27 protein-coding genes are annotated in these 24,945 nt (G+C 64.1%); 18 read left to right on the top strand and 9 right to left on the bottom strand.

Translation table 11 applies throughout. The features are described 5' to 3' along the window. Positions 1 to 315: 315 nt before the first annotated feature. The 4 genes from uidB (at position 316) to NFJ07_RS05205 (ending at position 5,850) form a co-directional block, all read left to right on the top strand. A complete protein-coding gene (gene uidB / locus NFJ07_RS05220) occupies positions 316 to 1,761 on the top strand; it encodes a glucuronide transporter (RefSeq protein ID WP_269992984.1) in 1,446 nt (481 codons plus the stop codon). 118 nt (positions 1,762 to 1,879) lie between these two features. Continuing rightward, positions 1,880 to 3,109 (top strand): D-mannonate dehydratase ManD, encoded by a 1,230-nt coding sequence (manD, locus tag NFJ07_RS05215; protein ID WP_269992983.1) that lies wholly within the window; start codon positions 1,880 to 1,882, stop codon positions 3,107 to 3,109. Beyond that, the gene (locus NFJ07_RS05210) at positions 3,099 to 5,444 is read left to right on the top strand and encodes a gluconokinase, GntK/IdnK-type (RefSeq protein ID WP_269992982.1); all 2,346 of its coding nucleotides are present in this window, start codon (positions 3,099 to 3,101) and stop codon (positions 5,442 to 5,444) included. Before manD ends, NFJ07_RS05210 begins: the two co-directional genes overlap by 11 nt. A gap of 136 nt (positions 5,445 to 5,580) precedes the next feature. After that, positions 5,581 to 5,850 (top strand): hypothetical protein, encoded by a 270-nt coding sequence (locus NFJ07_RS05205; protein ID WP_139359719.1) that lies wholly within the window; start codon positions 5,581 to 5,583, stop codon positions 5,848 to 5,850. A 33-nt stretch (positions 5,851 to 5,883) separates the two neighbouring features. Here NFJ07_RS05205 and NFJ07_RS05200 read toward each other — a convergent pair whose 3' ends face one another. Beyond that, entirely contained in the window at positions 5,884 to 6,618 is a 735-nt protein-coding gene (locus NFJ07_RS05200; RefSeq protein WP_269992981.1) for an SOS response-associated peptidase, read from the bottom strand. Between the two features lie 106 nt (positions 6,619 to 6,724). Between NFJ07_RS05200 and NFJ07_RS05195 the strand changes: the two genes are divergently transcribed. The 5 genes from NFJ07_RS05195 (at position 6,725) to NFJ07_RS05175 (ending at position 9,868) form a co-directional block, all read left to right on the top strand. Next, positions 6,725 to 7,261 carry a universal stress protein gene (locus NFJ07_RS05195; RefSeq protein WP_269992980.1) on the top strand — a complete coding sequence of 179 codons (537 nt, stop codon included), beginning with the start codon at positions 6,725 to 6,727 and terminating at the stop codon, positions 7,259 to 7,261. After that, positions 7,258 to 7,758 (top strand): fluoride efflux transporter FluC, encoded by a 501-nt coding sequence (locus NFJ07_RS05190; RefSeq protein ID WP_269992979.1) that lies wholly within the window; start codon positions 7,258 to 7,260, stop codon positions 7,756 to 7,758. The genes NFJ07_RS05195 and NFJ07_RS05190 overlap by 4 nt, the downstream gene beginning before the upstream one ends. Then, positions 7,755 to 8,123: a fluoride efflux transporter CrcB gene (gene crcB / locus NFJ07_RS05185; RefSeq protein WP_269992978.1), complete on the top strand. Its 369-nt coding sequence runs from the start codon at positions 7,755 to 7,757 to the stop codon at positions 8,121 to 8,123. The genes NFJ07_RS05190 and crcB overlap by 4 nt, the downstream gene beginning before the upstream one ends. Positions 8,124 to 8,253: 130 nt before the next feature. Next, positions 8,254 to 9,075, top strand: coding sequence for a class I SAM-dependent methyltransferase (locus NFJ07_RS05180; RefSeq protein ID WP_269992977.1), 822 nt, complete (start codon positions 8,254 to 8,256; stop codon positions 9,073 to 9,075). A gap of 244 nt (positions 9,076 to 9,319) precedes the next feature. Beyond that, positions 9,320 to 9,868 carry a putative immunity protein gene (locus tag NFJ07_RS05175; protein WP_269992975.1) on the top strand — a complete coding sequence of 183 codons (549 nt, stop codon included), beginning with the start codon at positions 9,320 to 9,322 and terminating at the stop codon, positions 9,866 to 9,868. A 35-nt stretch (positions 9,869 to 9,903) separates the two neighbouring features. Here the strand turns inward: NFJ07_RS05175 and NFJ07_RS05170 are convergent, their stop codons facing one another. Next, complete coding sequence (locus NFJ07_RS05170) at positions 9,904 to 10,656, bottom strand: AfsR/SARP family transcriptional regulator (protein ID WP_269992972.1); 753 nt, start codon at positions 10,654 to 10,656, stop codon at positions 9,904 to 9,906. Between the two features lie 64 nt (positions 10,657 to 10,720). Between NFJ07_RS05170 and NFJ07_RS05165 the strand changes: the two genes are divergently transcribed. Beyond that, the gene (locus NFJ07_RS05165; RefSeq protein WP_269992971.1) at positions 10,721 to 10,879 is read left to right on the top strand and encodes a DUF1059 domain-containing protein; all 159 of its coding nucleotides are present in this window, start codon (positions 10,721 to 10,723) and stop codon (positions 10,877 to 10,879) included. 75 nt (positions 10,880 to 10,954) lie between these two features. Further along, positions 10,955 to 11,791 (top strand): sulfurtransferase, encoded by an 837-nt coding sequence (locus NFJ07_RS05160; RefSeq protein ID WP_269992970.1) that lies wholly within the window; start codon positions 10,955 to 10,957, stop codon positions 11,789 to 11,791. A gap of 9 nt (positions 11,792 to 11,800) precedes the next feature. On the opposite strand, the gene zapE is transcribed toward NFJ07_RS05160, so the two are convergent. The 4 genes from zapE to NFJ07_RS05140 are packed head-to-tail and all read right to left on the bottom strand — an operon-like array spanning position 11,801 to position 15,015. Continuing rightward, on the bottom strand, positions 11,801 to 12,961 hold the full coding sequence (zapE, locus tag NFJ07_RS05155; protein ID WP_269992969.1) for a cell division protein ZapE: 1,161 nt from the start codon (positions 12,959 to 12,961) through the stop codon (positions 11,801 to 11,803). A gap of 44 nt (positions 12,962 to 13,005) precedes the next feature. Beyond that, positions 13,006 to 14,001: a magnesium/cobalt transporter CorA gene (gene corA / locus NFJ07_RS05150; protein ID WP_269992968.1), complete on the bottom strand. Its 996-nt coding sequence runs from the start codon at positions 13,999 to 14,001 to the stop codon at positions 13,006 to 13,008. Positions 14,002 to 14,019: 18 nt separating this feature from the next. Continuing rightward, complete coding sequence (locus NFJ07_RS05145) at positions 14,020 to 14,445, bottom strand: DUF1761 domain-containing protein (RefSeq protein WP_269992967.1); 426 nt, start codon at positions 14,443 to 14,445, stop codon at positions 14,020 to 14,022. A gap of 9 nt (positions 14,446 to 14,454) precedes the next feature. Next, the gene (locus NFJ07_RS05140; protein WP_269992965.1) at positions 14,455 to 15,015 is read right to left on the bottom strand and encodes an Lrp/AsnC family transcriptional regulator; all 561 of its coding nucleotides are present in this window, start codon (positions 15,013 to 15,015) and stop codon (positions 14,455 to 14,457) included. A gap of 168 nt (positions 15,016 to 15,183) precedes the next feature. Between NFJ07_RS05140 and NFJ07_RS05135 the strand changes: the two genes are divergently transcribed. The 3 genes from NFJ07_RS05135 to NFJ07_RS05125 all read left to right on the top strand — a co-directional run bounded on the left by NFJ07_RS05135 (position 15,184) and on the right by NFJ07_RS05125 (position 17,403). Further along, complete coding sequence (locus NFJ07_RS05135; protein ID WP_269992964.1) at positions 15,184 to 16,422, top strand: MFS transporter; 1,239 nt, start codon at positions 15,184 to 15,186, stop codon at positions 16,420 to 16,422. 91 nt (positions 16,423 to 16,513) lie between these two features. Then, positions 16,514 to 17,179 (top strand): ArsR/SmtB family transcription factor, encoded by a 666-nt coding sequence (locus NFJ07_RS05130; RefSeq protein WP_269992962.1) that lies wholly within the window; start codon positions 16,514 to 16,516, stop codon positions 17,177 to 17,179. Next, positions 17,176 to 17,403, top strand: coding sequence for a 2-nitropropane dioxygenase (locus NFJ07_RS05125; protein ID WP_269992960.1), 228 nt, complete (start codon positions 17,176 to 17,178; stop codon positions 17,401 to 17,403). The genes NFJ07_RS05130 and NFJ07_RS05125 overlap by 4 nt, the downstream gene beginning before the upstream one ends. Before the next feature lie 27 nt (positions 17,404 to 17,430). Here NFJ07_RS05125 and NFJ07_RS05120 read toward each other — a convergent pair whose 3' ends face one another. After that, positions 17,431 to 17,934 (bottom strand): Lrp/AsnC family transcriptional regulator, encoded by a 504-nt coding sequence (locus NFJ07_RS05120; protein WP_078108298.1) that lies wholly within the window; start codon positions 17,932 to 17,934, stop codon positions 17,431 to 17,433. 131 nt (positions 17,935 to 18,065) lie between these two features. Here NFJ07_RS05120 and NFJ07_RS05115 point away from each other — a divergent pair, with 131 nt between their 5' ends. Both NFJ07_RS05115 and NFJ07_RS05110 read left to right on the top strand, forming a co-directional pair. After that, entirely contained in the window at positions 18,066 to 19,229 is a 1,164-nt protein-coding gene (locus tag NFJ07_RS05115) for a trans-sulfuration enzyme family protein (protein WP_269992959.1), read from the top strand. A 135-nt stretch (positions 19,230 to 19,364) separates the two neighbouring features. After that, complete coding sequence (locus NFJ07_RS05110) at positions 19,365 to 20,336, top strand: MIP/aquaporin family protein (RefSeq protein WP_269992958.1); 972 nt, start codon at positions 19,365 to 19,367, stop codon at positions 20,334 to 20,336. A gap of 51 nt (positions 20,337 to 20,387) precedes the next feature. Here NFJ07_RS05110 and NFJ07_RS05105 read toward each other — a convergent pair whose 3' ends face one another. Continuing rightward, on the bottom strand, positions 20,388 to 21,686 hold the full coding sequence (locus NFJ07_RS05105; protein WP_442865289.1) for an MFS transporter: 1,299 nt from the start codon (positions 21,684 to 21,686) through the stop codon (positions 20,388 to 20,390). A gap of 66 nt (positions 21,687 to 21,752) precedes the next feature. Here NFJ07_RS05105 and NFJ07_RS05100 point away from each other — a divergent pair, with 66 nt between their 5' ends. Further along, complete coding sequence (locus NFJ07_RS05100) at positions 21,753 to 22,745, top strand: LysR substrate-binding domain-containing protein (RefSeq protein ID WP_269992956.1); 993 nt, start codon at positions 21,753 to 21,755, stop codon at positions 22,743 to 22,745. A gap of 148 nt (positions 22,746 to 22,893) precedes the next feature. Next, positions 22,894 to 23,763: an N-acetylglucosamine kinase gene (locus tag NFJ07_RS05095; protein ID WP_442865297.1), complete on the top strand. Its 870-nt coding sequence runs from the start codon at positions 22,894 to 22,896 to the stop codon at positions 23,761 to 23,763. 125 nt (positions 23,764 to 23,888) lie between these two features. Here the strand turns inward: NFJ07_RS05095 and NFJ07_RS05090 are convergent, their stop codons facing one another. Next, positions 23,889 to 24,932 (bottom strand): pirin family protein, encoded by a 1,044-nt coding sequence (locus NFJ07_RS05090; RefSeq protein ID WP_269992953.1) that lies wholly within the window; start codon positions 24,930 to 24,932, stop codon positions 23,889 to 23,891. Positions 24,933 to 24,945 lie beyond the last annotated feature (13 nt).

The raw sequence follows: 24,945 nt of genomic DNA, 5'->3' as shown, positions 1-24,945 counted from the left end.
CAGGCGCTGTTTGTGAGCGAGGGTTTGGCCGGCAGGCGCTGTTTGTGAGCGAGGGTTTGGCCGGCAGGCGCTGTTTGTGAGCGAGGGTTTGGCCGGCAGGCGCTGTTTGTGAGCGAGGGTTTGGCCGGCAGGCGCTATATGTGAGCGAGAGCCTCAGGAAAATTCTATGGAAACATTTGGCAACCGCTTGCCGAATAGTTGCCAGGGTGATTAGAATTACATCAAGCTTCAACAATTTCAGGCCTGGTTCGGCCGAAGCCTTTCCATCATCGCAAGCCGGAACATGGGGTACCGGCAAGGGTAAAGGAGCCCGCAATGAACAAGCTCAGCAAACTCAGCATCGTAGGCTATGGGGCGGGCGACGCCGCCAACAACCTTGCCTTCACTACTGCCACCATGTTCCTGCTCGTCTATTACACCGATGTCGCGGGCATATCCGCGGCGGCCGCCGGGACCCTGTTGCTTACTGTCAGGATCTTCGACGCTTTCTCTGATGTCTTTGCCGGACGATTGGTTGACCGCGCCTACAGCAAGCGGTTCGGAAAATTCCGCCCATTCATCATGTTCGGCTCCATCCCGTTGCTGCTCCTGAGTGTCGCAGCCTTCTCCATTCCGCAGATCGGCCAAACGGGGATGTTGCTCTACGCCTACGTGACATACGCGGCCCTAGGCCTGGCCTACTCGCTGGTGAATATCCCGTACGGTTCGCTGGCCGGCGCGATGACCCAAGACCCGGGGGAGCGAGCCAAGCTGGGCTCTGCCCGTTCAGTGGGTGGGCTCCTCGTCGCCTCCGCTCTGGGCATCTTCGTTGCCCCGCTGATCAAACCTGGCGCCAACCTTCAGGGACTCTTCACGACGATCACCCTGGTCTTCGTCGTGATCGGCGCAGCGCTGTACTTCTTCACGTTCTTGACCGCCAAGGAGCGGGTCCACCGTGCGGTACCAAAGGTTTCCTTCAAGCAAAGCATGGCGACGCTCAAGACCAACCGTCCCCTGCTCATGCTGTGCCTGAGCTCCTTCCTCTTCCTGACCGGCTACCTGGCGTTGTCGTCGGTACAGCTCTACTACCTGCGTGACGTCCTGGGACGGCTTGATCTCTACGCGGTCCTCGCCATCGTCCAACTGGTGGTGACGTTTGCCCTCGCTCCGCTCATGCCAAGGCTGGTTCGAAACTTCGGCAAGAAGACCATCTACGTTGCTGCCGGACTCCTCTCCGCGATTGGCGGCGGGATCGTCTTCTTCGCCCCGCCAACCATGGTCTGGGTCGGGTTCTCCGGTCTGCTCTTGAGCATGCTTGGCGTCATGGCCGTCAACATCGTGGTGTGGGCCCTCGAGGCGGACACTGTGGAATACGGCGAGTGGAAGACCGGTGTCCGGACTGAAGGCATCACCTACGCGCTGTTCTCCTTCACGCGCAAGACGGGCCAAGCCGTTGGCGGCGCCCTTGCCGCATACGCACTCGCCGCGGGCGGCTACAAGTCCGGCCCTACGCACAGCGCCGAATCCCTGCAGGCCATCCAATTTGCCGCAGGCGCGCTGCCCGCCATCATGACCATCCTCGCAATTGTCGTCATGGCCAAGTACAAGCTGACCGACGCGTTCCATGCCCAGATCCTGGGCGAGATCAAAGCCCGTCGTTCCCTGGAAGCGTCCGGCGCGGCGCCATTCGGCGGGGAGGGCGCCGCCGCGACCCTCGCCGGGCGGGTCGCCGCGGAAACGGCTCGGGAGACCGCCGGACCAGAAAAAATCTCCACGAAATAATACTGCAACCGGTTGCCAATAATTGTCATCCATCCTAAGATCGTCTTTACCCGCCCTGTGGTGCACGTCGCATCCGGGCCAGGCCAGCCCTCGATCAGCAACCCTGAAAGGACCAGCTGTGAAAATCATTGCCGCTGAAGTCTTCGTGACCAGCCCCACCCGGAACTTCGTGACCTTGCGGATCACCACCGAGGACGGCGTGACCGGCATCGGCGACGCGACCCTGAACGGCCGTGAACTCGCCGTGGCCGCGTATCTGAAGGAACACGTTGCGCAGCTGCTGATCGGCAAGGACCCGCACCGCATCGAGGACACATGGCAGCTCCTGTACCGCTCCTCGTACTGGCGCCGCGGCCCGGTCACCATGGCCGCCATCGCCGCCGTCGACATGGCCCTGTGGGACATCAAGGGCAAGGTTGCCGGACTGCCGGTCTACCAGCTCCTGGGCGGCGCCTCCCGCAACGGGCTCCGCGCGTACGGGCACGCTTCGGGCGCGGACATCCCTTCCTTGTTCGATTCGGTCCGGGAGCACCTGGAACTGGGCTACAAGTCGATCCGCATCCAGACAGCCATCCCGGGCATCAAGGCCGTCTACGGCGTCGCCGCGCAGGCGCAGGCCTCAGGTGAGCGCTATGACTACGAACCCGCCGGCCGCGGCGCATTCCCGCAGGAAGAGGACTGGGACACCCGCGCCTACCTGCGCCACCTGCCCACCGTCTTCGAAGCGGTCCGCAACGAATTCGGCCCGGAAATCCCGCTGCTGCACGACGGCCACCACCGCATGACCCCCATCCAGGCCGCCAAGCTCGGCAAGGCCCTGGAACCGTACGACCTGTTCTGGCTCGAAGACTGCACCCCGGCCGAAAACCAGGAAGGGCTTCGCCTGGTCCGCCAGCACACCACCACGCCGCTGGCGATCGGTGAAATCTTCAACACGGTCTATGACTTCCAGACGCTCATCAAGGAACAGCTGATCGACTACGTCCGGGCCGCGTCCACGCACTTCGGCGGCATCTCGCCGCTGAAGAAGGTCATGGACTTCGCTGCCCAGTACCAGATCAAGTCCGGCTTCCACGGCCCTACGGACATTTCCCCTGTCGGTTTCGCCGCGCAGCTGCACGTGGGCCTGGCCATCCACAACTACGGCATCCAGGAGTACATGCAGCACTCGGACAAGACGAACACGGTCTTCGAGCAGTCGATGACCTTCACCGACGGCTACCTTCACCCGGGCGACAAGCCGGGCCTCGGCGTCGAATTCAACGAAGAAGCCGCCAACTCCTTCCCCTACCAGCAGGCCTACCTGCCCTACAACCGCCTCGTGGACGGCACAGTTCATGACTGGTAGGAACGTGGCCACGACTGGTGACCCGAACGCGGCGTCGGTCAAACCGATCCGCATCGTGGTGATGGGCGTCTCCGGCTGCGGCAAGACCACCATCGGAGACCTCGTCGCCCGGGCGCTGGGAGTTCCGTTCCTCGACGGCGATTCGCTCCATCCGGTGGAAAACGTCGCCAAGATGGCCGCGGGAACCCCGCTGACTGATGAAGACCGCTGGCCGTGGCTGGCGACGGTGGGCACCGAACTCGCCAACGCCGGAGACGGCGGGCTGGTGCTCGCCTGCTCCGCCCTCCGGCGCAGCTACCGGGATGCCATTCGTGAGAAAGCCCCGGACACCGTCTTCCTGCACCTGCACGGCAGCAAAGAGGTGCTTAGGGAACGGACAGAAGGGCGTTCCGGTCACTTCATGCCGCCTGCCCTCCTTGATTCGCAGCTCGCCACCTTGGAAGCGCTCGACGCCGACGAGGCCGGGTTCGTCGTCGACATCGCCGTCCCGGTCAGCGAGGTGGTCGCGGAAGCGCTAGCCGGGATTGCCGCCGTCGCGCGTTCCAAAGCTCCGGCGGGCAGCGCCACCGGTGCGGTGGGCATCCAAGCGCGGCCGTTCGACGTCGACCTTCAGTCGGCTCCGTTCAACCTCGACGACGACGCCGTTGCGTGGGTGGACTCAACCATCCGCGGCATGAGCCTCGAGGAGAAAATCGGCCAGCTCTTCATCAACCACAACAACGATTACTCCCCGGAGTACCTCGACGGTGTACTGGAGAACTATCACGTCGGTGGGATGCGGTACAGGCCGGGTCCGTCCGCCGCTGTCCAGCAACACATCCGTTATGCCCAGTCCAAAACACGCATCCCGCTTCTGGTGGCCTCCAACCCGGAAATGGGAGGAGCAGGAAGCTGCGACGACGGAACTTTCGTGTCGACCCACCTGCAGGCCGGTTCCCACCCGGATAAGTCCATCGCCAGGAAAATGGGCCAGGTGGCCGGTGTTGAAACCGCGGCTTTGGGCTGCAACTGGGCCTTCGCGCCGATCGTGGACATCCACTACAACTGGCGCAACACGGTCATTTCCACCCGGGCGTTCGGCAACACACCGGAAATCGTGGTGGAGCGCGCCAAGGAGTACTTCGACGGCATCAGTGAGTCTCCCACCGTCTGTGCCATCAAGCATTTCCCGGGCGACGGCGTGGACGAACGCGACCAGCACGTGGTCACTTCATACAACACGCTCGGGTACGCCGAATGGAATTCCAGCTACGGGCACGTGTACCGGGAAATGATCGGCCACGGGGTCCAGTCGATCATGGCCGGACACATCGGGGCGCCTGAGCTCACGCGGCATTTCCGTCCGGGGACCGAGGACAAGGACATCCTGCCAGCCACCCTCGCTCCGGAGCTGCTCCAGGACTTGCTCCGTGGCGAACTCGGCTTCAACGGGCTGATCCTCACTGATGCATCCCAGATGGTCGGCCTCACCCAGGCCAAGAAGCGCAAGGACCTCGTTCCAGCCACCATCGCCGCCGGCTGCGACATGTTCCTGTTCTTCCGCAGCCCGGCGGAGGACTTCCAGTACATGATGGACGGTTACAAATCCGGTGTGATCACCGAGCAGCGCCTAAATGACGCACTGCGCCGGATCCTGGGGTTGAAGGCCAGCCTGGGGCTGCACAAGAAACTGCCGGAAGAATTGACGCCGTCGCCCCAAGCGCTGCGGCTGGTCGGCAGCGACGCCCACCGCGCCGTCGCCGCCGAAATCGCCGACAAGACCGTCACCTTGATCAAGGACACTGCCGGCAACCTGCCCATCACGCCGGAAACGCATAAGCGCATTCGCCTGTACGGAATCTCCGGCGGTTCCGATTTCACTCGGGCCGATCCGCTGGCCTACCTGGATACGGTCAAGGAAGAACTTGAAATCGCCGGTTTCGAGGTCCACCTCTTCAAGACGGCGGAACAGCGTGAAGCGGCGGGGGAGACGGGCGTGAACTTCATGAGCGTCATCTCCGACGAAGCCACCGGCGATTATGCGGACAAGTATGATGCCGCATTCGTCTTCGCCAACGTTAAGGGCTTTGCCCAAGAGGCTGCGATCCGCATCAAGTGGTCCAGCCCCATGGCGGCGGAAATCCCTTGGTACGTCACGGAAGTCCCAACGGTGTTCGTCTCGCTGAACCAGCCGAACCACTTGATCGATGTGCCGATGGTCAAGACCGCCATCAACGCCCATGCAGGGACTCGCGAGGCCATCCGGGCTACCATCCAGAAAATCCAGGGCAAGTCCGAGTTCCAGGGTACGTTCAACGAGAACGTGTTCTGCGATTCGTTCGACACCCGGCTTTAGGCCGGCTTTGGCCTTGGCGGCCATTTCCCAGCGGTATGGGGAGTGGCCGCCGCACGCCCGTGCCCGGAATGATGGAGCTATGGAGTTCGAATCTCCTGACCTCCATATTGTCGATGCCTCGCAGTAGTATTCGGGCATGCCTGACCAGCCCGAATATCCCGCGCCGTTGAATTCAGTCGGTGCCCCGCCTCCGCGTCAAACGGAGCCTCTGTCAACCGTTTCAAGGGTGCCCGTTATCGCCAAGCTTGTTTGGCCGAAGTACCTTCAATATGTTCCGGCCATGGTCACCCGGACGTCGGAGGGCAAGGTCCTGGTGCAGTGGTGGCCGAATCCCTTCGGATCGGCTACCAGATTGACTTGGCTCAAGGATACGGACGTGAGGGCCGAGCTGCGCTATGAACGTTGAGAGCTACGAGCGTTGAGCGCTGAGAGCGTTGAGTCAGGCGGCCGGGTTCGCGACGTCCACCAACTTGGTGTTGTCCTCCACGAGTTCCACGGGCCTCATCGTCCATGACGACGCCAAGCCGTACGCATCGCCCAGCACGGCGTCCAACAGGGCCTGGCCCCTGGTTTCCTTGGGGTCGATCCAATCGTCGATCATGTCCGGAGAGATCGGAACCGGGATCCGGTCATGCAAATTGTGCAGTCTCTCGTGAACGCCTTCCGGAGGGGAATCCATGGTCAGGATCGAGCAGGACAAACGCCATGCGCCGGGCGCGGACTTGTCCTCGATGCTCTCGTCGCGCCATGGCGCAAACAATCCCGCGAAGGTAATCAGCTCGTCCTTCGGTTCGACGATGTAGCGCTGCTTGGGATCCTTGCGGCCTGGACCCGATTTCTTCCACTCGTAGTAGGCGGAGGCCGGAACGACAGCCCGCCACTTGGGCAGGGAAGCTCTGAATACCGGGATTGCCCCGGCGGTTTCCGAGCGCGCATTCCAGGTGGGTACCTTCGAATCGAAGGACTTGGAGAATGTTGGTACCAAGCCCCACCGCCCGGCCGCGAGCTCCCGTCCGACTGACCCGTCTCCAGCCCGTCCCCGCAGAAAGACCACGGGGTCAGTCGGGTTGATCTGGAGCGTTGGCGAAGGGTAGTCGGTATCACCGCGCAGCACGGCACCGAGCTTCCTCGAGAGATAGTCTGCTTCGAACCCGACACTGAACCGACCGCACATATCGACATTCTTTCTTAGCGCTTGGGACAACGCCAGTCGTCGAAGCCCATACTGGAGCAAGGCGGAAGAACCCACATCCTGCCAACCCCGGACATTTGGAGGCCCCATGAGCAACCCCCGTGGCGAGGACACGCCGCTGGCCAAGGGCAGCTCCGCCCGCTTGACCGGACCGGTGCTGGCAGGGGTGCTCCCACACCAGCCTGGCACGGTGGTTGAGAAAGCAGCGGAAGTAGCGCTTAGCGCCGGATTGGAACTGGTCTTGGCCTTCGCTGATGTCACGAGTTTCCCGGCGGCAGGGGACCGGAATGGGCATCTGGTGGCCCAACCGATCGACCCCGACGGAATCGACGACGACGCCGCGGCCATCGCGGAGTCGCTCCAATCCCGCATCGCGGATCAACTTGACGGAACGGGCGTGCGGTGGACCTTTGTGACGCTCGCCGGCGAGCCTGCCCGGTCACTAGGCCGTTATGCCGCGAGTATCAACGCTTCCATGATCGTCGTGGGAACCAAGGAACATGGCCTCGGCCCGAAGTTTGAAGGACTGGTCACCGGATCGGTAGCCTTGCATCTGGCACATCGCCAAAACTGCCCCGTGCTCATGGTTCCCTTGGGCCGTCACGACGCAAGCAGGGATCAATGAAGGAAAGCAGCACCGCCCCGCCCGGAGCCCAAACCCAGACGGCGCCAGCCGACCGGCACTCGCACCGCCCGCTCCATTTGCACGGGCGGTTTGTTCTGCTCGTGGCGGCCGGGGGAATCCTGGGCGCGTTAAGCCGCTACGAGTTTGGGATGGCCGTTCCGGCTCCAGACGCGTGGCCGCTGCCCACCCTGCTTATCAACCTGTCTGGCGCGCTCGCTCTTGGCTGGCTCCTTGAAGCACTCGCCCGGAGCGGGCCCGACGCCGGTCTCCGCCGGGTTGCGCGGTTGGGTATCGGAAGTGGCTTCCTGGGGGCCTACACCACTTACAGCACCCTCGCTCTGGACACGGTGCATCTCTTCGGAGCAGGACGCGGGATGGACGCTATGTGGTACATGGTAGCCAGCCTGTTGGGCGGTGCCGCGGCCACAATCCTGGGGATTTGGCTTGGAGCGTTCCGGCACAGGACGGCCCAACAGAAGCGGAAGGCGCAACCATGATTGTCCTTCTGGTCGCTCTCGCGGGTGGCGTAGGGGCGGCCGCCCGGTTCATAGTTGACGGGCTGTTTCGTTCCTGGGCGCGGACTGCGCTGCCGCTGGGCACGATCTTCATCAACCTTTCCGGGTCGCTGCTCATGGGGCTCCTGGCGGGACTGGTCATGGCACATCAGGCTCCTGAATCCCTTCAGCTGATTCTCGGCACCGGATTCCTTGGCGGATACACCACCTTCAGCACGGCAAGCTTGGAGACCGTCAGGCTTGTCCAGAGCGGCCGGACCGGCCTGGCCCTCCTCAATGGAGTGGGCACTATGGCGGCATGCGTCGGAGCCGCGGCAGCCGGCGTCGGGCTGGTCCTGTTGCTCTGAGGCGGCTGTCCGCCGCCAAGTGCCAAAGCTGGCGGCCACTTCTATTGCGGAGTGCGCGGACAACCTCTTCGACATCGAGAAACTGCCGGGGCTTGCATCTCTCATGAGTGGAGGATGCATACTGGCTCGCATGAACCATGACAGTCAGTCTGCGGAGGTTGAGCCTCATCGGCACCGGGAGACGGCCGAGTCGTTCGGCTCAGACACCGCACGCTATGACCGTACCCGGCCGCGCTATCCCGATGTCCTGATCGACCGGATCATCGCTTCGAGCCCCGGCCGAGACATCCTCGACGTCGGGTGCGGCACCGGCATCGAAGCTCGGCAGTTCCAAGCAGCCCGCTGCACCGTCCTCGGCGTGGAGCCCGACACTCGGATGGCCGAGTTCGCCCGGCGCACCGGGGTCAACGTCGAGGTAGCGACGTTCGAGGCATGGAACCCAGCCGGCCGGCGCTTCGACGCGGTCGTTGCCGGCACAGCATGGCACTGGGTGGACCCCGTCGCCGGAGCGGCCAAGGCTGCCCGGGCGCTGCAGCCGCAGGGCCTGCTCGCACCTTTCCACCACGTATTCCAGTACCCTCCTGAAGTGATGGAAGCCCTCGCAACCGCCTATCGGCAGGTGGCCGGGGACGCGCCGTTCAACTTAAGCAGTCTGGTGACGAAGCCCGCACTGGACGCGTACCAGCCTCTGTTCGACAAGATCGCAGACGGCATCCGAGAAGCGGGCGCGTTCAGCGAACCAGAGCAATGGCAGTTCCACTGGAACCACGCCTACACCAAGGACGAATGGTTGGACCAGCTCCCCACCCATGGAACTCTCACTCAGCTCACGCCGGGCAAGCTTTCGAAAATACTGGACGGCGTCGGAGCCGCAATCGACGCAATGGGCGGCAGCCTCAATATGCCGTACACCACCGTGGCGGTCACGGCGAAACGCATCAGCACCGACTGACCACCGCCAAGGATGCGTATCCGGTGAGGGATGCGTCAACGCCCTCAATCGCCGGTCCCTCACCGGACGGGGCTTGAGTCCAGGATCAGGCCTGGGCCGCCCATGATGCCGCACGAATAAGTCGCGATATCCGTCTTGACCAGAATCGAGGTCACCGTGATCTGCCCCGTGCCGGGCTCGACAGAGATCTACTGCAGGGGTGTGACATTCAGTTGGTGGTGAGGGTCGTGTGTAGGGTTCTAATATGGCGTCTCCACAGACACTAAGCGAGGCCGAGCGCCGCGTCGTCGCGACTTGGGCTGCGGACTGCGCTGAGCGAGTCGTGGCCTTATTTGAGGCGGAGGCTCCGGAAGATGGTCGCCCCCGCGACGCCATCGCCCGAGCCCGAGCCTTCGCTCGCGGCGAGCTCGGTGCCGCCGAGGAGATCCGCCGGCGGTTTGTTGCTGGCAGGGCCGCACGCGAGGTGAGTAGCCCTGCCGCGGTCGCGGCCGCGCGGGCTGCCACGCAAGCCGCGGCCGTCGCTCACATGGGCGCGCACGCATTGGGGGCAGCCGCGTACGCCGCGAAAGCGGCCGGGCTGGCGGCACCCGATCGGCCCCAGACGGTCGACGACGAGATCCGCTGGCAACTCGAGCACATGAGCGCCGAGGCGCGGTCCGCGCTTCGACGCTTGCCACCGCTGGGTGAGAATTCCTCCGGTCCGCTGGGGTCTGGACTTCTCTCGTCCGGGATCCTCGCCTCGATCATCCGCGCGATCCAGACCGATTTGGCTCGCCCCGACCTGTGGATTTGATCGCTCGCATGATAAAGGGGAGGGTTCCCCGGAGGTCAGGTCTGTTCGAGGAGCTGCTGGTAGAGCGCCCGGGTCCTCGGGCTGGGCGAGACGCCAAGCTGCTCGCGGAGAAGGTCGGACAGCAGGCCGTACACGGCCAGCGCCTCGGCCAGGTTATCCTGGGCGGCGAGAGCCTGCATCAGGTAGCGATGGCCGCTTTCGCGCAGAGGGTCCAGAGCGATGAGCCGGCGGCCGGCACGGAGCGCACCGGCGAGTTCAGCGCCGCCGATGCCGAGCTCGGTGGCCGCGTAACATTCCAGGGCTCGCAGCCGGATCTCGCCGAGCTGATTGCGAGTCTGGTCGATCCAATCGGCATCCTCGCCAGGCAGGAATCCGCGTTCGGCGACGAACAAGGCGACCAGAACCGGTCCCCAGGCACGGGTCCAGTCCTGCTGAGCGACGGCGGACTCGGCGCGGTGAATTGCCTCCACGGCGGCTTCGAGATCGATCCACGCTTCGGGGAGGTGAAGCTGGACAGTGACGCGTCCATCCACCGCATCCGGGCCGAAAACATGGCGAAGCTTAGAGATCAACGGGTTGAGGCGCGCGTCGATCCCGGCGGAATCGGGGGAGCGCCAGAGCGCCTCGACGAGCTCGTCGCGGGCCACCTGACGGTGGCGGTTGACGACGAGGTACGTGAACATCAGGCGCCCCTGACGACCGGGCAGGCTGCGATCGAGCCTGAGCCCGTCCCGCTCCACAACCAGCGGCCCGCAGATCTGGAGACGCAGCGCTGACTGCACGGTCATGACACCATGATCGCATGTGCCCCCATCATTCCGGAGAGGGCCCCACCAGTTTTGGGAGGTCGTTATGGCGAAGCTCATCCGATGCGAATGCGGGTTTGTCGTCCGCGGCGACACCGACGAGGAAGTGATCGGAGCGATCCGCGGCCACATCGCCAGCGACCACCCGGCGCTCCTCCGGTCCGTGAGTCGCGAGGATCTGCTGGGGTGGATCCAAGTGGAATAGGCAGACACGCCGACGCCAAGGTAGCGCCAACCTTGAGCCAACTCTGGCCCAACGACAAGCGCGCAGACTGTGGACATGCTCATCGAACCCATCTGGCTGGCAAATCACCTGTACGATCCCGCGGTCCGCGTCGTCGAAGTGGACGTTTCCGCCGCTGCCTACAATGAATGGCACATCGACGGCGCCGTGCTGTGGAACGTCTACGCCGACCTCAAAGACGAGCGCTATCGCCCGGTCGGCAGACAAACCATCGAAGGACTGTTGGCCCGATCCGGCATCGGCCCGGCCTCGACGGTCGTTTGCTACGGCTACGCCCCGGCACTCGGCTATTGGCTGCTCAAGCTGTACGGACACGCCGACGTCCGCATCCTGAACTGCTCCCGCGATACCTGGCGCGCCGAAGGACATCCCTACGGCACGTCACCGATCCCTGTGGAGGCGGCACCGCACCAGCTCACCGAACGGAATGCTCGGCTGTTCGCTGACATGCCCGCCGTCCGGCAGGCCATCGGCCGCCCTGGAACAACGATTCTGGATGTCCGCTCCGAGCCCGAGTACGCCGGTGAGCGGTTCTGGCCCTCCGGCGGAATGGAGCCAGGAGGGCGTGCCGGCCACATCCCGACGGCGGTCCACCGGCCGTTCGGCAATCTCTACGACCAGAAAGGCGCATTCCGCCCGGTCGACGAGCTGCGCCTGGAGTTCCCCGTGCCGGAGTTCGAAGGAGAGGACGAGCTGATCACCTACTGCACTGTCGGGGGCCGCGCGGCCACCGCGTGGTACGTCCTCACCGAAATTCTCGGACGCGAGGGTGTCCGGGTCTACGACGGATCCTGGGCCGAATGGGGCCTTCGGCCCGACACTCTGGTCGAGACACCGCACCTCACCGCACACACAGGTGGCGTGCGGGACTGATAACAGCTGTCAGCTGCCCCCGGCCTCTGCCTCTTCAAAGGGCGCCGAGGCTTCCACACGGCCCAGGAGCGACAGCCGGCTCGCGATTCTGGCCACGTCAACGGGCTGGGCGCCAGCCCGGTGTGCCGGATCCTGGGCAAGATCACCGGCTAAGTCCCAGTCCAAGGGACCGTGCCCTACAAGGAACAGCGTGATGTCCTGGTCGTACAGGACATCCACCACATTGCTGAACCGTTGCCAGGCCGGTGCGGACCCGGCAGCCGACTCCATCGTTGGCGAGGGTACGCCGTCGATCACCCAGGTTCCGTAGTCCTCCGCCAAAGCCAAGTAGTCCGCCGTCGACATCAGGCCGCCGCACAATTCCCTGAAGCTGACCCAGAGCATGTCGTCGGCCGCCTTGACGCTAAGCCGTTGCGTTGTGGGGGTCAGGATCCGCTCTTGCGATTTCGACGGCGGGAACAAACCGAAAGCTCCCAGTTGCGCCGGCGTTCCGGGCGTAATGATCTTGCCCCTGCCGAAGGCCTCCAGGCCAGGCGAATCGCTGCGCCGTGCCGCAGCGGAACCAGGAACCGGCGAACGCCGGAAATCAGTGTCTCCGTCGATCTCCACGATGTCCATCATCTCCTTGATCATCCCGATGGTCGGCACGAAGTGATCGTGCCACAGAGGGTTCGGCAACAACTTATCCGGTGGATAGTTCGACGTCACCACGAGCGGGACCCGCCGCTGGGCTGCGGTCCGTAGAAGCTTCGCGACGAACATTCCGTCACCCACATCGTGCACGTGGAATTCGTCGAAACACAAGATGTCGACGTCGGACAGCAAGGAATCCACCGAACGCTGGATTGCCGTGCTATCGGCCTCGGGCCTCCCCGCCGAAGCATGCACACCCCGGTGCAGTTGACGGAAGAAATCATGGAAGTGGATGCGCCTTTTGCGCCCCGGCAACTGACGGTAAAAGCTGTCCATGAGCCAACTTTTGCCGCGTCCCACCGGACCGTGAAGGTAGACGCTACGCGGCGTCCGCCGTCGTAGGAGTCCCGTTCGGCGGAGTCCCGCGCGGCGGACGGTGAGGGCCTCGCCGAGCTGGCAGAGCCGGGCGGCGGCCGCGGCCTGGGCCGGCTCCAGGACGAATCCTGAAGCATCTGCGTCGGCGATGATTTCCGCCATGAGAGCGGACGCATCAAGGCGCCGCCCAGCCGAGGCAGGGAGCACTAGAGCCAGTTCTTCCGCTTGAAGATGACATACATGAGCAAGGACCCGCCAACCATCAGCCCGAGCGCCATGGGATAGCCGTAGAGCCAATGGAGCTCGGGCATGACTTCGAAGTTCATGCCGTAGAGCCCGGTAACGAAGGCCGGCGCGAAGAAGATTGCAGCCCACGAAGAGATCTTCTTGGTTTGTTCGTTTTGCGCTGCGCTCGCCTCGTTTTGCCGGTTCGCGGTCAGGATCCCATCGAGGGTCAGGGCGTTTTGGAGCAGGTCGCGGAACCCGCTGGCGCGGGAAATGACTTGTTGGACATGGTCCTCCACGTCGCGCAGATTGCGCTGCAGTTCGATGTCGACCCCGTATTTCACGAACCCGCGCTTGAGGGACTCCATCATGTCCGGGAGCGGGCTGATTGCGCGCTGGAATTGGATGACCTCGCGGGCGAGTTCATAGATACGCCGGGAAACCGAAGGATCGCCGCCGAAGAGCTGGTCCTCGATCTCGTCGATGTCGTTTTCCAGCCCGGAAATCACGGGGCCGTAGTCGTCCACCACTTGGTCCAACAATGCGTACAGGATGGCTTCGGGACCATGGCGCAGCAGCTCCGGTTGTTGTTCCAGATATCGACGGACCTGGGCCACCCCGGGTGTCTCCGCGTGCCGGACCGTGACTACGAAGTTCTTCCCAGTGAAGATGTGAAGCTCGCCGAACTCCACGGTCTCCGTAGCGTCTAGGTATCGCGCGGGCCGGAGGACTGTGAAGAGGTTGTTGTCGTAGCGTTCCAGTTTGGGACGCTGGTGGGCGTTGACGGCGTCCTCGACGGCGAGCAAGTGGAGGCCGAACTCGGCTGCGACTGACGCCATTTCCGTCTCGTCCGGCCGGTAAAGTCCAATCCACACCATTCCGCCGTGGGCGGCCAGTGTTTCGACGCTTTGCTCAAGGCTTTCCGGAGTGGCGGTCCGTATACCGTTGACGTAGACGGCATTGTCAATGATGGTCACGAGGTTATTCTCCTCCCGCTACTGCAACGCCCCGATGATCGACCCGGCGACAGTCATGGCCACGATGTCATGGCCGGAATCGATGAGGGTCACGGCGGACGGCCTGCCCGCGAAACCGTTGTGGATGACGTGGCCGCCGACGCGGAAGACGACCGCAATCACTAGCGCAAAGAAACCGCCGGCCAGGCTTCCATGCACGCCCAGCTTGCCGATAAGCACGGCCAACAGGATGCTCGTGAGTGCTGCGGCCACCATCATGGGGATCCAGATTCCTGCGCCGCCGTCGATCTTCTTGAGGTCTTCCTCGGTCTTGCCAATGGCCTGCATCCATCGTCTGCCGAGGACCGCCGGCATGTACCAGACAAATCCGATGACCATGCTGGAAACGAACGCCAGGAGTATGGCCAGCCAGTTGAGGTGCGGAAGAGAAGAGAGCCAATCCATTCTGGAATCCTAGTCGGCTTCCCTGACTGGCGAATCAGTGGAAACCTGCGCTTTGACCCGTTTCGTGGCGCCGGCCGTCCCGGCGGCGTCCACGAGCCTGCCGATGAGCGGCTCTGTCCGGTAGGGGATATGGGTGTGCAGGGCAAGGACCGTTTCCGTGCGGATGACGCCTTTGACTCGGAGGATGGAGCGAAGTGCGGTTTGCAGGTTGTGCGTGTCGGTGGCCACCACCCGGCACAGGAGATCGCCCCGCCCGGAAATTTCATGCACCTCAAGGACCTGGGGGATGCGGCGCAGTGCTCCGATCACGCCGTCGAGTTCCCGGTGGGTCACCTCCAACGTCACGAAGCCGACGACGTCGTACCCCACCTTTTCGAGGTCGACCTCGCGGCCGCCGTCGTTCAGTACGCCCGAGCGGACCAGGCGGCGCATCCTCGATTGGGCGGTGTTGCGCGCAATCCCCAGGGAATCGCTGAGTTCGCCGATCTGGACCCTGGGATCACGGATCAACTCCAGCAGGATCTTCAGGTCCGTCGGATCGAGGGTGTTCAAATCATCACTCCGGCTCATTTTTGGTCATCGATGGACGTCAATTTTGACTGTTATGATCAATTCTTTCATGGACATCTGATCTATCTGGCAGACTTGCGAAATCCTATTGCCATCAATATTTTGGGCCGTACAGTCCCGGCCCACAAGGCCAGGTTCCGTGATGCCCGCTGAGGCAAAGGCACGGAAATGACTGTCTTTAGCGAACTCCGCATGCGCCAGGCCACCGCCGGGCACTGGGGCTGGGATGCTTCCACCACGGCACGGCTGGTCCTGGCCGGCGCCGTCATGTTCACACTGCTGGTCGGTGCCAACCTGGCGAGTCCGCTGTATCCGCTGCTTCAGGCGGAACTGGGAATTACCTCGCTCGGCGTGACAATTGCCTTTGCAAGCTACGTCCTGGCATTGGTGGCTGTGCTGATGCTCGCAGGCCACTGGTCGGACCATATCGGCAGGCGTGCCGCGCTGGTGCTGGCTGTCTTCGTGGGCTTGGCGGGTGGCCTGGTTTTCGCCAACGCGGACAACCTCCTGATGCTCTCGGCCGGCCGGATGCTCCAGGGCGTCGCCGTCGGCCTTGCCACCGGAGCGAGCTCGGCGGCTTTGCGTGAATTGCTTCCGTCCCGGCCTGAGTGGGCTTCCCGCTTCACCTTGCTGTCTTCCTCCGGAGGGGTGGCCGCCGGTCCTGCCATCGGCGGACTGCTTTCGCTGCTCCCGGGTGCCACCTCAACGCCGTTCCTCATCCACGCCGCCCTCCTGCTCCTTTTGCTGGTCCCGCTGTGGCTTCTCAAGGCACGCCCGGCGATTCGGCCGGCCGAAGGTCCGCGTCCCTACACGGTGCTCGCCCCACGACGGCCCTCAGTATCGCGGGAAGCCAGGGGAGCGTTTTGGCTGGCCTCAAGCGTGGGATTCCTCAGCTTTGCCGTGTTCGGATTCTGCCTCTCGCTCGCGCCCGGCTACTTCGCCGTCGTCGTGCACGCCGATTCCCGCCCCATGACGGGGCTGCTCGCCGGGCTGACGCTCGGAGCGTCCGCGCTCAGCCAACTGCTGACCGTCCGCGGCCGGTTCGCCGTCCCCGCTGGACTGGCCGTCCTGGGGGTTTCCATTGTGTTGGTCGGCGCGGCGGCATCCCTGTCCAGTCCGGTGCTGCTGGTGGCAGCGAGCCTGTCCGCCGGGGTTGGCCAGGGGATCGCCTTCCGGCTGGTGTTCAACGACGTTGCCAGCAAGGTGGAAGCGTCCCGGCATGCCCAGATCATCAGCACCGTCTACGTCATCACCTACCTTGGCAGTGCAGTGCCGGTCATCGGACTGGGCCTGGCTGCCTCGGTGATCGGACTCGGCGCCGCTGCCGGCTATTTCACCGTGGTGTGCGGGCTGGCGGCCGCGGTGCTCGCTGTCCTGTCGCTCCGTAGGGTGCTCCGGAAGGGCTGACCGGCGATTCATTCGGCAAGCCCAAGTTCGCAAAGATTGATTTGCAAAGAAATGCTTGCAAAGGTTTCTTTGCAAGAGTAGCGTTTCCGGCATGGACAAGCTTCAAGAGCAGGAATTCCCCGTCCGCAAGGTCGATACGGCATCCCTCAAAGCGCTCGCGCACCCCCTGCGCGTTCAAATCCTTGAGATGCTGTCCCGTTATGGGCCACAGACGGCCTGCAGCCTGGCCGAACTCCTGGATGAATCCAGTGGTGCTACGAGCTACCACCTGCGGCAGCTTGCCAAGTTCGACTTCGTCCACGAGGTCCAAGGCAAGGGGACGGCGCGGGAGCGGTGGTGGGAGCGGCCCAGGGGAGCCATCCAAATCACTTCGCCCGAGCTGGCACATTCGCCGGCAACGCAGGAGGCATCGCGACTAGTCACCCGCGAATTCGAACGCAGCAGGCAGGCTGTCCTCGCCGACTTCATGGCACACGGCATGGACTCCTTGGACGAAGATTGGCTCGACGCCGCCATCGTCAACACCGCCAACGCCCGGATGTCAGCTGAGCAGCTCGGCCGCTACGCCCGCTCCATGGAGGCCTTCGCCCGCAAGCTTCTAGAGGAAATCAGGAGCGAACCCGAGGCGGACGATGCCCGCCCCGTGCAGATCCATTTCAATGCATTCCCGATCCTGGGCGTCCCGGCTTGGGCCGGAGACAAGAAATCCCGCGACGCGAAGTCGCACGTAGCAGCCACCGAAGGGAAAGAGTCATGAGCACTGCCACCGCATCATGCGGCACTTACCGCCGGCCCTCCATGCTTGAGTCGGCAGCCGCCGGAATCGGAGCCAATCTGATTTCGTGGGCCGAGCGCAGGCGCTACATTCCGCCGGTGGACCAGTCTGCGCAGCGGGCGGCGTTCAGGCGCCGGCAGGAACTCGGTGATTTGCGCCGCGACGCCCTGGGGGCTTCACATTCGGGCCTCGAGCCGCGCTACTGAGCCGGGTGGAACCGGCAGAAGCCACCGCTATTCCGGCAGCGGCCCGTGGTTCCCCTGGATATGGGCAAAGACCAAAGTGGTCTCGGTATGGCCCACCACGGGGTCCGTGGCGAGATTGTCCAGGACCCAGTCGCGAAGGTCGTCGGTGTTGGCTACCGCGATATGCAGCAAGTAGTCCACGGAGCCCGAAGTGTGGAACGTGGAAATAACTGCAGGCAGGGCGGGAACCCGGGCCGTGAAGCGGTCAATCTGGTCGCGGTCATGCGCGCGCAGGCGCACGGCGATCAAGGCCTGGACCGATCGGCCGATTGCCGGGAGGCTGAGGACAGCTTCGAAACCCTCGATGATGCCGCGTTCGGAGAGCGACCGCGTGCGCATGAGTGCCGTTGACGGAGCGATTCCAACCAGTTCGGCCAGCTGCTTGTTGGAGATCCGGGCATCGTCAACCAAAGCTGCGAGGATGCGTTCGTCGATCGCATCCAAGGGCTCGCTGATGCCGACGGGCCGAACGTTCTTCGGGGTGGTGCTCACGGATCCTCCTGAAAGTGCTTTCTATTCATCATAGGTGCCAGTTTCCGCTCAATCCATTCATTAGCACTGTAAATCTCCGAATTATTGCCAGATACTTACCGAATTCAACGGTGAATAATTCAAGGAGAGCAGTGACAGCCATCGATACACTCGCAGTCCACGCGGGCCGGGCAGGACTCACGGAACAGGGCGTACACGCCGTTCCCATCGACCTTTCAACCACTGCGCCTTTGCCTTCTGTTCACGACGGCGGTCTCGCCTACGAGCAGATGGCCACGGGCGGCGTGCCCCTCGAAGGTCAAAGCACCGTGTACCAGCGTCTCTGGAATCCTACGGTAGCGAGGTTCGAAGACGGCGTAGCGGCGCTCGAAGGAGCTGCACAATCTGTCGGTTTTGCCTCGGGTATGGCCGCGTTCAGCGCCGTGCTGCTCGCCGCCCAATCAGAAGGCAAGACGCACGTGGTTGCGGTGCGGCCCCTCTACGGCGGCACGGACCACGTCCTGGCCAGCGGCCTGCTTGGCAACCAGGTCACCTTCGTCAAGGCCGACGGCGTACGGGATGCCCTTCGTCCGGACACCGGCCTGGTGGTGGTGGAAACCCCGGCGAACCCGAGCCTGGATCTGGTGGACCTCACCCGCCTGGTGTCCGACGCCGGAGACGTTCCGGTTCTCGTGGACAATACTTTCGCCACGCCGATCCTCCAGCAGCCACTCAAGCACGGCGTCGCGATGGTGCTCCACAGCGCCACGAAATTCCTGGGCGGCCACGGCGATGCGATGGGCGGCGTGGTGGCAACAAGTGCGGAGTGGGCCACGCGGCTGCGCCGGGTCCGCGCCGTGACCGGGGGCATCCTGACTCCGTGGCCCGCCTATCTGTTGCACCGGGGCCTGGCGACCCTTCCGATCCGGGTGCGAGCCCAGCAGGACCACGCCCACAAGATCGCGGCAGCGCTCGCGGGTCACGAACTCGTCGCCAAGGTGTACTACCCGGGGCTTCCTGAGTGCGATCCGCTGCACTTGGTGGGTACACAGATGGGCGGTCCGGGCTCATTGATCTCTTTCGACCTCGAATCGGCCGAGCATGCGGAGCGCATTCCCGGCGCGGTCCGCCTCATCACCCACGCAGTGTCGCTGGGTGGCATCGACACGCTGATCCAACACCCCGCCGGATTGACCCACCGTCCGGTGGCCCCGGAGGCCAAGCCCCAGGCGCGCATGCTCAGGCTTTCCATCGGACTGGAAGATCCCGCCGACATCATCGACGACCTGGTCCAGGCCATCGAGTCCACCCGTTAGCCCGTCCCGGAGCTGATTTGAGTCTTGGTTACCTAAGGCAATCGACTAGTTACCGCGGTCCGTTCGACATACCATGAACTTACTGGGGTTGTCAATTTCCAAAGGTGAATCAGATGACTCAAGGAGGCACTCGGAATGAGTGATGTCAGTCCACTAAGGAATGCAGTCCGCAAAGGAAGCGGCCTCAAGCAACTGGGTGGTACTTGGGGTGAGCTCCTTGCCGAGTTCCTCGGCACATTTGTGCTGATCGCCTTCGGCGACGGGGTGGTGGCTATGGCGGTTGCCGCCTTGCCCGGCTCGGGACGGGCCGCGACGTCGACCACGATCTTCATGGCCGCGGGCGACTGGCTGTTGATCACATGGGGATGGGCCATAGCGGTAATGATGGCAATCTACGTCGGCGGTGGGGTCAGCGGTGCGCACATCAATCCGGCCGTGACGGTGGCTTTCGCGGTCCGGCGGAAGTTTCCGTGGAAAAAGGTAGGCCCGTACATCGCTGCCCAGGTTGTGGGGGCTTTCGCCGGCGCCGCGCTGGTGTACCTGCTCTATCACGATGCCATCGACGCCTATAACAAGGCTGTCGGCACCGGGCGCGCGGATCCAAAGGGGCTGGCGACCTACTCCATTTTCGCCACCTTCCCGGCACCGTACTTCAACGGAAATCCCGTGGGTCCGTTGCTCGACCAGATTGTTGGCACGGCTTTCCTCGTCTTGTTCGTCGTGGCCATCATCGACATGCGCAACACGGCCGTGCAGTCAAACCTGGGCCCGTTCATGATCGGGCTGGCCGTGGCGGCGATCGGCATGTCCGTGGGCGCGAACGCCGGATACGCCATCAACCCTGCCCGCGACTTCGGACCACGGCTGTTTGCGTGGCTCGCCGGATGGGGGCAGACGGCGATGCCGGGCACCGTTGACGGAGCGTTCAGCTGGTATTTCTGGATCCCGATCGTCGGCCCCCTCGTCGGCGGAGTGATCGGTGTGCTGGTCTACGACTGGTTCATCGGGGACGTGCTCCATGCGCGCACCCTGTTGGCGGAACCCACGCTTCCGGGACGGGCCAGCGCGGAGATCCCTCCGGCGTCCGAACCGAAACGGGCAGCCTGAAGGTAGCTCCATCCTGGGGCCGATCTGCCGCGCCGTGCGGCGCACGCACGGTCACACAGAGGAGCCGACGACGGCGACCTGGCGCGCAGGGGATCGGTGCACGACGGCGGTGATCACCGCCGTCGTGCACCCCAGCGCGATGACCGTCCAGGCGAGTGCGGTCCAGCCGAAAGCCTGGAAGGCGAGTCCTCCGGCCCAGCCAATAATGCTGGAACCCAGGTAGTAGGAGAGGTTGTACAACGACGCAGCTTGCGCGCGGCCGCTCGTCGCGATGGTCCCGGTCCAGCCTGCTCCGATGCTGTGCGCTGCGAAGAAGCCGCCGGTGAAGACCACCAAGCCCACCAGAATCGCGGCGATGTTGTCCCACAGGGTGAGTCCAAGGCCGGCCGTCATGGTCGCTATCCCGGCGAGCATGACCGTGCGGCGGCCGAAGCGCATGGACAAGCCGGCTCCCCAGCGGGAGCTCACGGTTCCGGACAAATAGGCCAGGAAAATCAGGCTGACGACGGTGGCGGGCAGCCCGAAGGGCGCGGCATGGAGGCGGAATCCGAGGTAGTTGTAGACGGCCACGAAGCCACCCATCAACAGGAACGCTTGAACATAGAGTGCCAGCAGCCGTGGGTTGGAAGAATGGCCTGCCAGCGTCTTCATGGCCCCGCGGAAACCTCCAGCCGAACTTGGGGTGAAGCGGCGCGGCTTCGGGACCAGCAGCAAGAACAGGACGGCCGACGCTGTCGCAAGGATGGAGACTGCGAAAGCGGCGGCTCGCCAACCCCACAATTCACCGATGGGACCCGCGAGCAAGCGGCCGGCAAGTCCGCCGAGGGTGGTGCCGGCCACGTAGCTGCCAGCGGCCAGCGCGGTGTGCACCTTGTTGACTTCTTCATTCAAGTACGCGATGGCGATCGCCGGAATACCGCCGAGGGCCATGCCCTCCAGCGCCCTCAAAGCGAGCACAAGGGGGAAGGTGGGGGCCAGGGGGACGAGCAGGCCCAAGACGGTGGCTGCCGCGATTCCGATGGCCATGGCACGCACGCGGCCGATCTTGTCGGCAACGAAGGACCAGGGCAACACCGTTGCCGCGAGGCCTACCGTGGCCAAGGAGATGGTGAGCGCCGCCTCTGCCGCCGTGATGTGCAGCTCGTTCGCCATGAGTGGCAAGACGGCTTGGGTGGAGTACAGCTGCGCGAAGGTGGCCACGCCCGCGAGGGCCAGGCCGGCGAGGATCCTGCGGTACGCAGTTGAGCCCTTCAGGTGGCCTTCCCAATTGGACTCGACGGGGCTCTTGAATGCTGCGCTTGTACTCACGCTTCCACAGTAGGGCGACCCGAAGTGATGATTCCAATGCATGATTTCATTAGAATTGATAGCGGGTCTGGATGATTTTGAAAATAGGCAATCTGAGGAGAGGCCGGAATGGACATTGAACACAAGCAATTGGTCCAGCTTCTGCCGTTGCTGCCACTGCTGGCTGAGCTTGGCCGGACAGAACATGTCACCGAGACGGCCGAGCTGCTCGGAGTACCCCAATCGACGGTGAGCCGGGCGCTGGCCCGGGCAAGCGCCGTCGTCGGGACCGAACTCCTGGTCCGTGAAGGCCGCGGCGTCCGCCTGACCCCGGCCGCGAAGACCCTGCTTCCCTACATCGAGGCGGCGCTCGCGGAATTCCAGGCTGGCCTGGACGTGGTCCGGCACGAATCCGATGTTGTCCGCGGTCGAATCGCGGTGACCTTCCAGCACACTTTCGGCGAGGACACGTTGCCGCTGCTCATGAGCGCGTTCCGGAGCCGGCATCCCTCCACGGCTTTCGAACTCAGCCAAGGAGCGCGTGCCGGGTGCCTTGAATCACTCATTGCCGGTGACGCCGACTTCGCCTTGACGGCACCCGTAGCGGCCCCGGGCAGGAACCTCGGCTCGACGGCCCTGTACCGCGAGCCGTTGCGGCTGGTGGTCCACCACCGCCATCCGGTGGCCCAGCGGCCCAGCGTGCGGCTCGCCGAGCTCAAGCACGAGCCGTTCGTTTCCATGGGGCCAGGCTTCGGCCTGCGCTCGCTGACCGACGCGATCTTCCGGGATGCGGGCTTTCGCCCGAGGGTCGCTTTCGAAAGCCAGGACTCGCACACCATCCGTGGGCTCGTGTCCGCTGGATTGGGCTACAGCATCCTGCCGCCAGGGGGACTAGGGCCGGGACCTCAAGGGGTCCTGGATTCCACGGACCTCGGCTGGGTGGAAGTAGCGCTCGACTCGGAGTTCGCATACCGGGAGATAGGGATTGCCTGGCGTGAACGGCGCAAGGAACCGGACCCCGTAAGGCTTTTCCGCGAACTGGTGCTTTCCGAAGGACCGGGACTGCTCGCAGGACTCGTCAAAGCCCGATCAGGAACCAATGCGCGATCCGGAACCCAATAGGACCACCCATTGCGCCCGCGCTAGGCTTTTGGACGTGGAGACTGCAGAGAACACGACCCCCCGGCCCGACGACGGATTGGTCCCGGGCACCGCTCAGGGCACCGCCCGGGAGCGGGCGCAAGGTAACGGCGCCGCCCCGGCAACGGTCATCGGGCTCGACATCGGTGGCACGAAGACCCGCGGTGTCCGGTTCGAGGGCGGCAAGCCGGTCCGCGACGAAAGCACGGGCAGCTCCAACGTGCAGAACGTCAGCCGGGAGACGGCTGCCAGGAATCTCGCCGAGCTCTTCGCCATGATCGGTGGCGGCGACGTGGACCGCGTCCTTGCCGGTGCAGGCGGAATTGACACCGATGCCGATGCCCGCGCCCTCGCCGATTTGATCGAACCCCATGTCCCAGGCGCACAGGTCACGGTGGTCCACGATTCCCGCCTGCTATTGGCTGCAGGCGGGGCCAGCACGGGAGTGGCTGTCATCGCCGGAACTGGATCCGCGGCGTGGGGAAAGAACTCCGAAGGGGAAGAAGCGCGTGCCGGCGGCTGGGGCTTTCTCCTGGGCGATGAGGGCAGCGGTTACTGGCTGGGCCGGGAGGCGGTGCGTCACAGCCTTCGCCGGATGAATAAAGGGCTGGAACCCGATGGCCTTACAGCGGCTCTCTTGGAATCCTGCGGGGTGGACGACCCCAACAATCTCATCGCACTGTTCCACTCTGATGACACCGACCGGCGGTACTGGGCCCAGCGCGCAAACGCCGTGGTGGAGACCGCGCGCGAAGGGCTCGAGATCAGCCGCCAGCTGCTGGACCAGGCAGGCCGGGATCTCGCAGAGCTGGCGGCGCAAGCCGTTCGCCAGCTTGGCCTGCCGGGACCGGTGATTCTGGGTGGCGGGCTCGGCATGAACGTGGAGCCCTTGCAGTCCGCTTTCCGGGCAGGACTGGCCGCGCACGGAATCACCGATGTGCGGGTCCTGGACCAGGAACCGGTTTTCGGTGTGCTGCGGATTGTTGCGGAGCTGCCCTAGCCGGACACGGAGAAAGACTGGCGACGCGGTACCTTCTGGGCGACACGGACAAAGACTGGCGACACGCGAATACCGGTATCGCCAGTCTTTCTGGTAGTCGCCAAGCCTTTTGGGTGTCGCGACCCTTAGTCGGTAGCCCTGTTCCGGGTCCTCGGCTTGAGCTGGACCCCCGGCATGGGCGGTGCGGGGATACGCCCGGCTTCAGCTCCGGCGTCGGGCCCGTGGCCATTGATCCAGCCGAATCGCGCGGTGCGGGCGTCCTCGTCGTTCAGGAGCGCCTGGGCTTCCCAATCTTCCCGGGCCTGCTCCACTTCCTCGTGCGTCCGGCCCACGAAGTTCCACCACATCAGGATGTCCTCTTCGAAGGGTTCACCGCCCAGAAGCATGAAGCGGGTTCCAGGAGCTGCGTCGAGGCGGAGCGATTCCCGACCCATGCCGAGGAAGGCCAAGGGGCCGGGGTCTACTTCTTGGCCGTCGATCACGGCAGAGCCGTCCAGGACCAGGACCGCATGCTCGAATTCGGGGTTCAGCGGCAGCTCGATGGGGCCCGAGGCTGAGATTTCGACGCCGACAATCGGGCTATACATGATGGCGGGAGAGCGATGCCCGGCGAATTCTCCGACGAGCACGGTGGCCCTGAAACCGTCCGCAGCAACCACCGGCAGGTCGACGATCTGCTGGAACGACGGCGCGCGGTGCCTTACGGCGTCGGGCAAAGCAACCCACAACTGCAGGCCCCGGGACAGCGGCAGGAGGGCGCCGCCGTCGGGCGCGTCGGCATGAAGTCCTGCTGGCAGTACGCCGAACTCGGAATGCGAGATGCCGCGGCCGGCGGTCATGATGTTCAACTGCCCGGGGCGCACCACGACGTCGCTGCCGACGCTGTCGCGGTGCCGCACCTCGCCTTGGAGCGGCCACGTGACTGTTTGCAAGCCCGTGTGCGGATGGGGGAGGACGCTCATCGCGATGCGGTCCGGGCCAAAGCTGTCCAGGAAGCACCAGGCTCCTACCGTTGGCATACCGCGCTGGGGGAGGGTGCGGGAAACATTCATGGCCCGCACGCCGCCCAGGGGAACCTCGCGGGCCGGCCAGAGCTGGACAAAGGGTCCTTGGCCGGGATGTCCGGCCGGGCAGACTTCCTGCGACGGGGCCGTTTCCAAGTTGGTCACGATACAACTCCAT

Source organism: Arthrobacter sp. B2a2-09, from assembly GCF_027587375.1.
GTDB lineage: Bacteria > Actinomycetota > Actinomycetes > Actinomycetales > Micrococcaceae > Arthrobacter.
Note: the sequence above shows the minus strand (reverse complement) of the source record. Positions and strands in the feature narration are given on the sequence as shown.

What these genes read in the sequence shown, in the direction of transcription:
- NFJ07_RS05165 (WP_269992971.1), top strand. Translation starts at nt 10,721, where the DNA reads ATGGCGAAGCTCATCCGATGCGAATGCGGGTTTGTCGTCCGCGGCGAC.
- NFJ07_RS05135 (WP_269992964.1), top strand. Translation starts at nt 15,184, where the DNA reads ATGACTGTCTTTAGCGAACTCCGCATGCGCCAGGCCACCGCCGGGCAC.
- NFJ07_RS05145 (WP_269992967.1), bottom strand. Translation starts at nt 14,445, where the DNA reads ATGGATTGGCTCTCTTCTCTTCCGCACCTCAACTGGCTGGCCATACTC.
- NFJ07_RS05160 (WP_269992970.1), top strand. Translation starts at nt 10,955, where the DNA reads ATGCTCATCGAACCCATCTGGCTGGCAAATCACCTGTACGATCCCGCG.
- NFJ07_RS05140 (WP_269992965.1), bottom strand. Translation starts at nt 15,015, where the DNA reads ATGAGCCGGAGTGATGATTTGAACACCCTCGATCCGACGGACCTGAAG.
- crcB (WP_269992978.1), top strand. Translation starts at nt 7,755, where the DNA reads ATGATTGTCCTTCTGGTCGCTCTCGCGGGTGGCGTAGGGGCGGCCGCC.
- NFJ07_RS05200 (WP_269992981.1), bottom strand. Translation starts at nt 6,618, where the DNA reads ATGTGCGGTCGGTTCAGTGTCGGGTTCGAAGCAGACTATCTCTCGAGG.
- NFJ07_RS05110 (WP_269992958.1), top strand. Translation starts at nt 19,365, where the DNA reads ATGAGTGATGTCAGTCCACTAAGGAATGCAGTCCGCAAAGGAAGCGGC.
- NFJ07_RS05170 (WP_269992972.1), bottom strand. Translation starts at nt 10,656, where the DNA reads ATGACCGTGCAGTCAGCGCTGCGTCTCCAGATCTGCGGGCCGCTGGTT.
- NFJ07_RS05180 (WP_269992977.1), top strand. Translation starts at nt 8,254, where the DNA reads ATGAACCATGACAGTCAGTCTGCGGAGGTTGAGCCTCATCGGCACCGG.
- NFJ07_RS05125 (WP_269992960.1), top strand. Translation starts at nt 17,176, where the DNA reads ATGAGCACTGCCACCGCATCATGCGGCACTTACCGCCGGCCCTCCATG.
- zapE (WP_269992969.1), bottom strand. Translation starts at nt 12,961, where the DNA reads ATGGCGGAAATCATCGCCGACGCAGATGCTTCAGGATTCGTCCTGGAG.
- uidB (WP_269992984.1), top strand. Translation starts at nt 316, where the DNA reads ATGAACAAGCTCAGCAAACTCAGCATCGTAGGCTATGGGGCGGGCGAC.
- NFJ07_RS05195 (WP_269992980.1), top strand. Translation starts at nt 6,725, where the DNA reads ATGAGCAACCCCCGTGGCGAGGACACGCCGCTGGCCAAGGGCAGCTCC.
- NFJ07_RS05175 (WP_269992975.1), top strand. Translation starts at nt 9,320, where the DNA reads ATGGCGTCTCCACAGACACTAAGCGAGGCCGAGCGCCGCGTCGTCGCG.
- NFJ07_RS05205 (WP_139359719.1), top strand. Translation starts at nt 5,581, where the DNA reads ATGCCTGACCAGCCCGAATATCCCGCGCCGTTGAATTCAGTCGGTGCC.
- NFJ07_RS05190 (WP_269992979.1), top strand. Translation starts at nt 7,258, where the DNA reads ATGAAGGAAAGCAGCACCGCCCCGCCCGGAGCCCAAACCCAGACGGCG.
- NFJ07_RS05105 (WP_442865289.1), bottom strand. Translation starts at nt 21,686, where the DNA reads ATGCATTGGAATCATCACTTCGGGTCGCCCTACTGTGGAAGCGTGAGT.
- NFJ07_RS05130 (WP_269992962.1), top strand. Translation starts at nt 16,514, where the DNA reads ATGGACAAGCTTCAAGAGCAGGAATTCCCCGTCCGCAAGGTCGATACG.
- NFJ07_RS05210 (WP_269992982.1), top strand. Translation starts at nt 3,099, where the DNA reads ATGACTGGTAGGAACGTGGCCACGACTGGTGACCCGAACGCGGCGTCG.
- NFJ07_RS05100 (WP_269992956.1), top strand. Translation starts at nt 21,753, where the DNA reads ATGGACATTGAACACAAGCAATTGGTCCAGCTTCTGCCGTTGCTGCCA.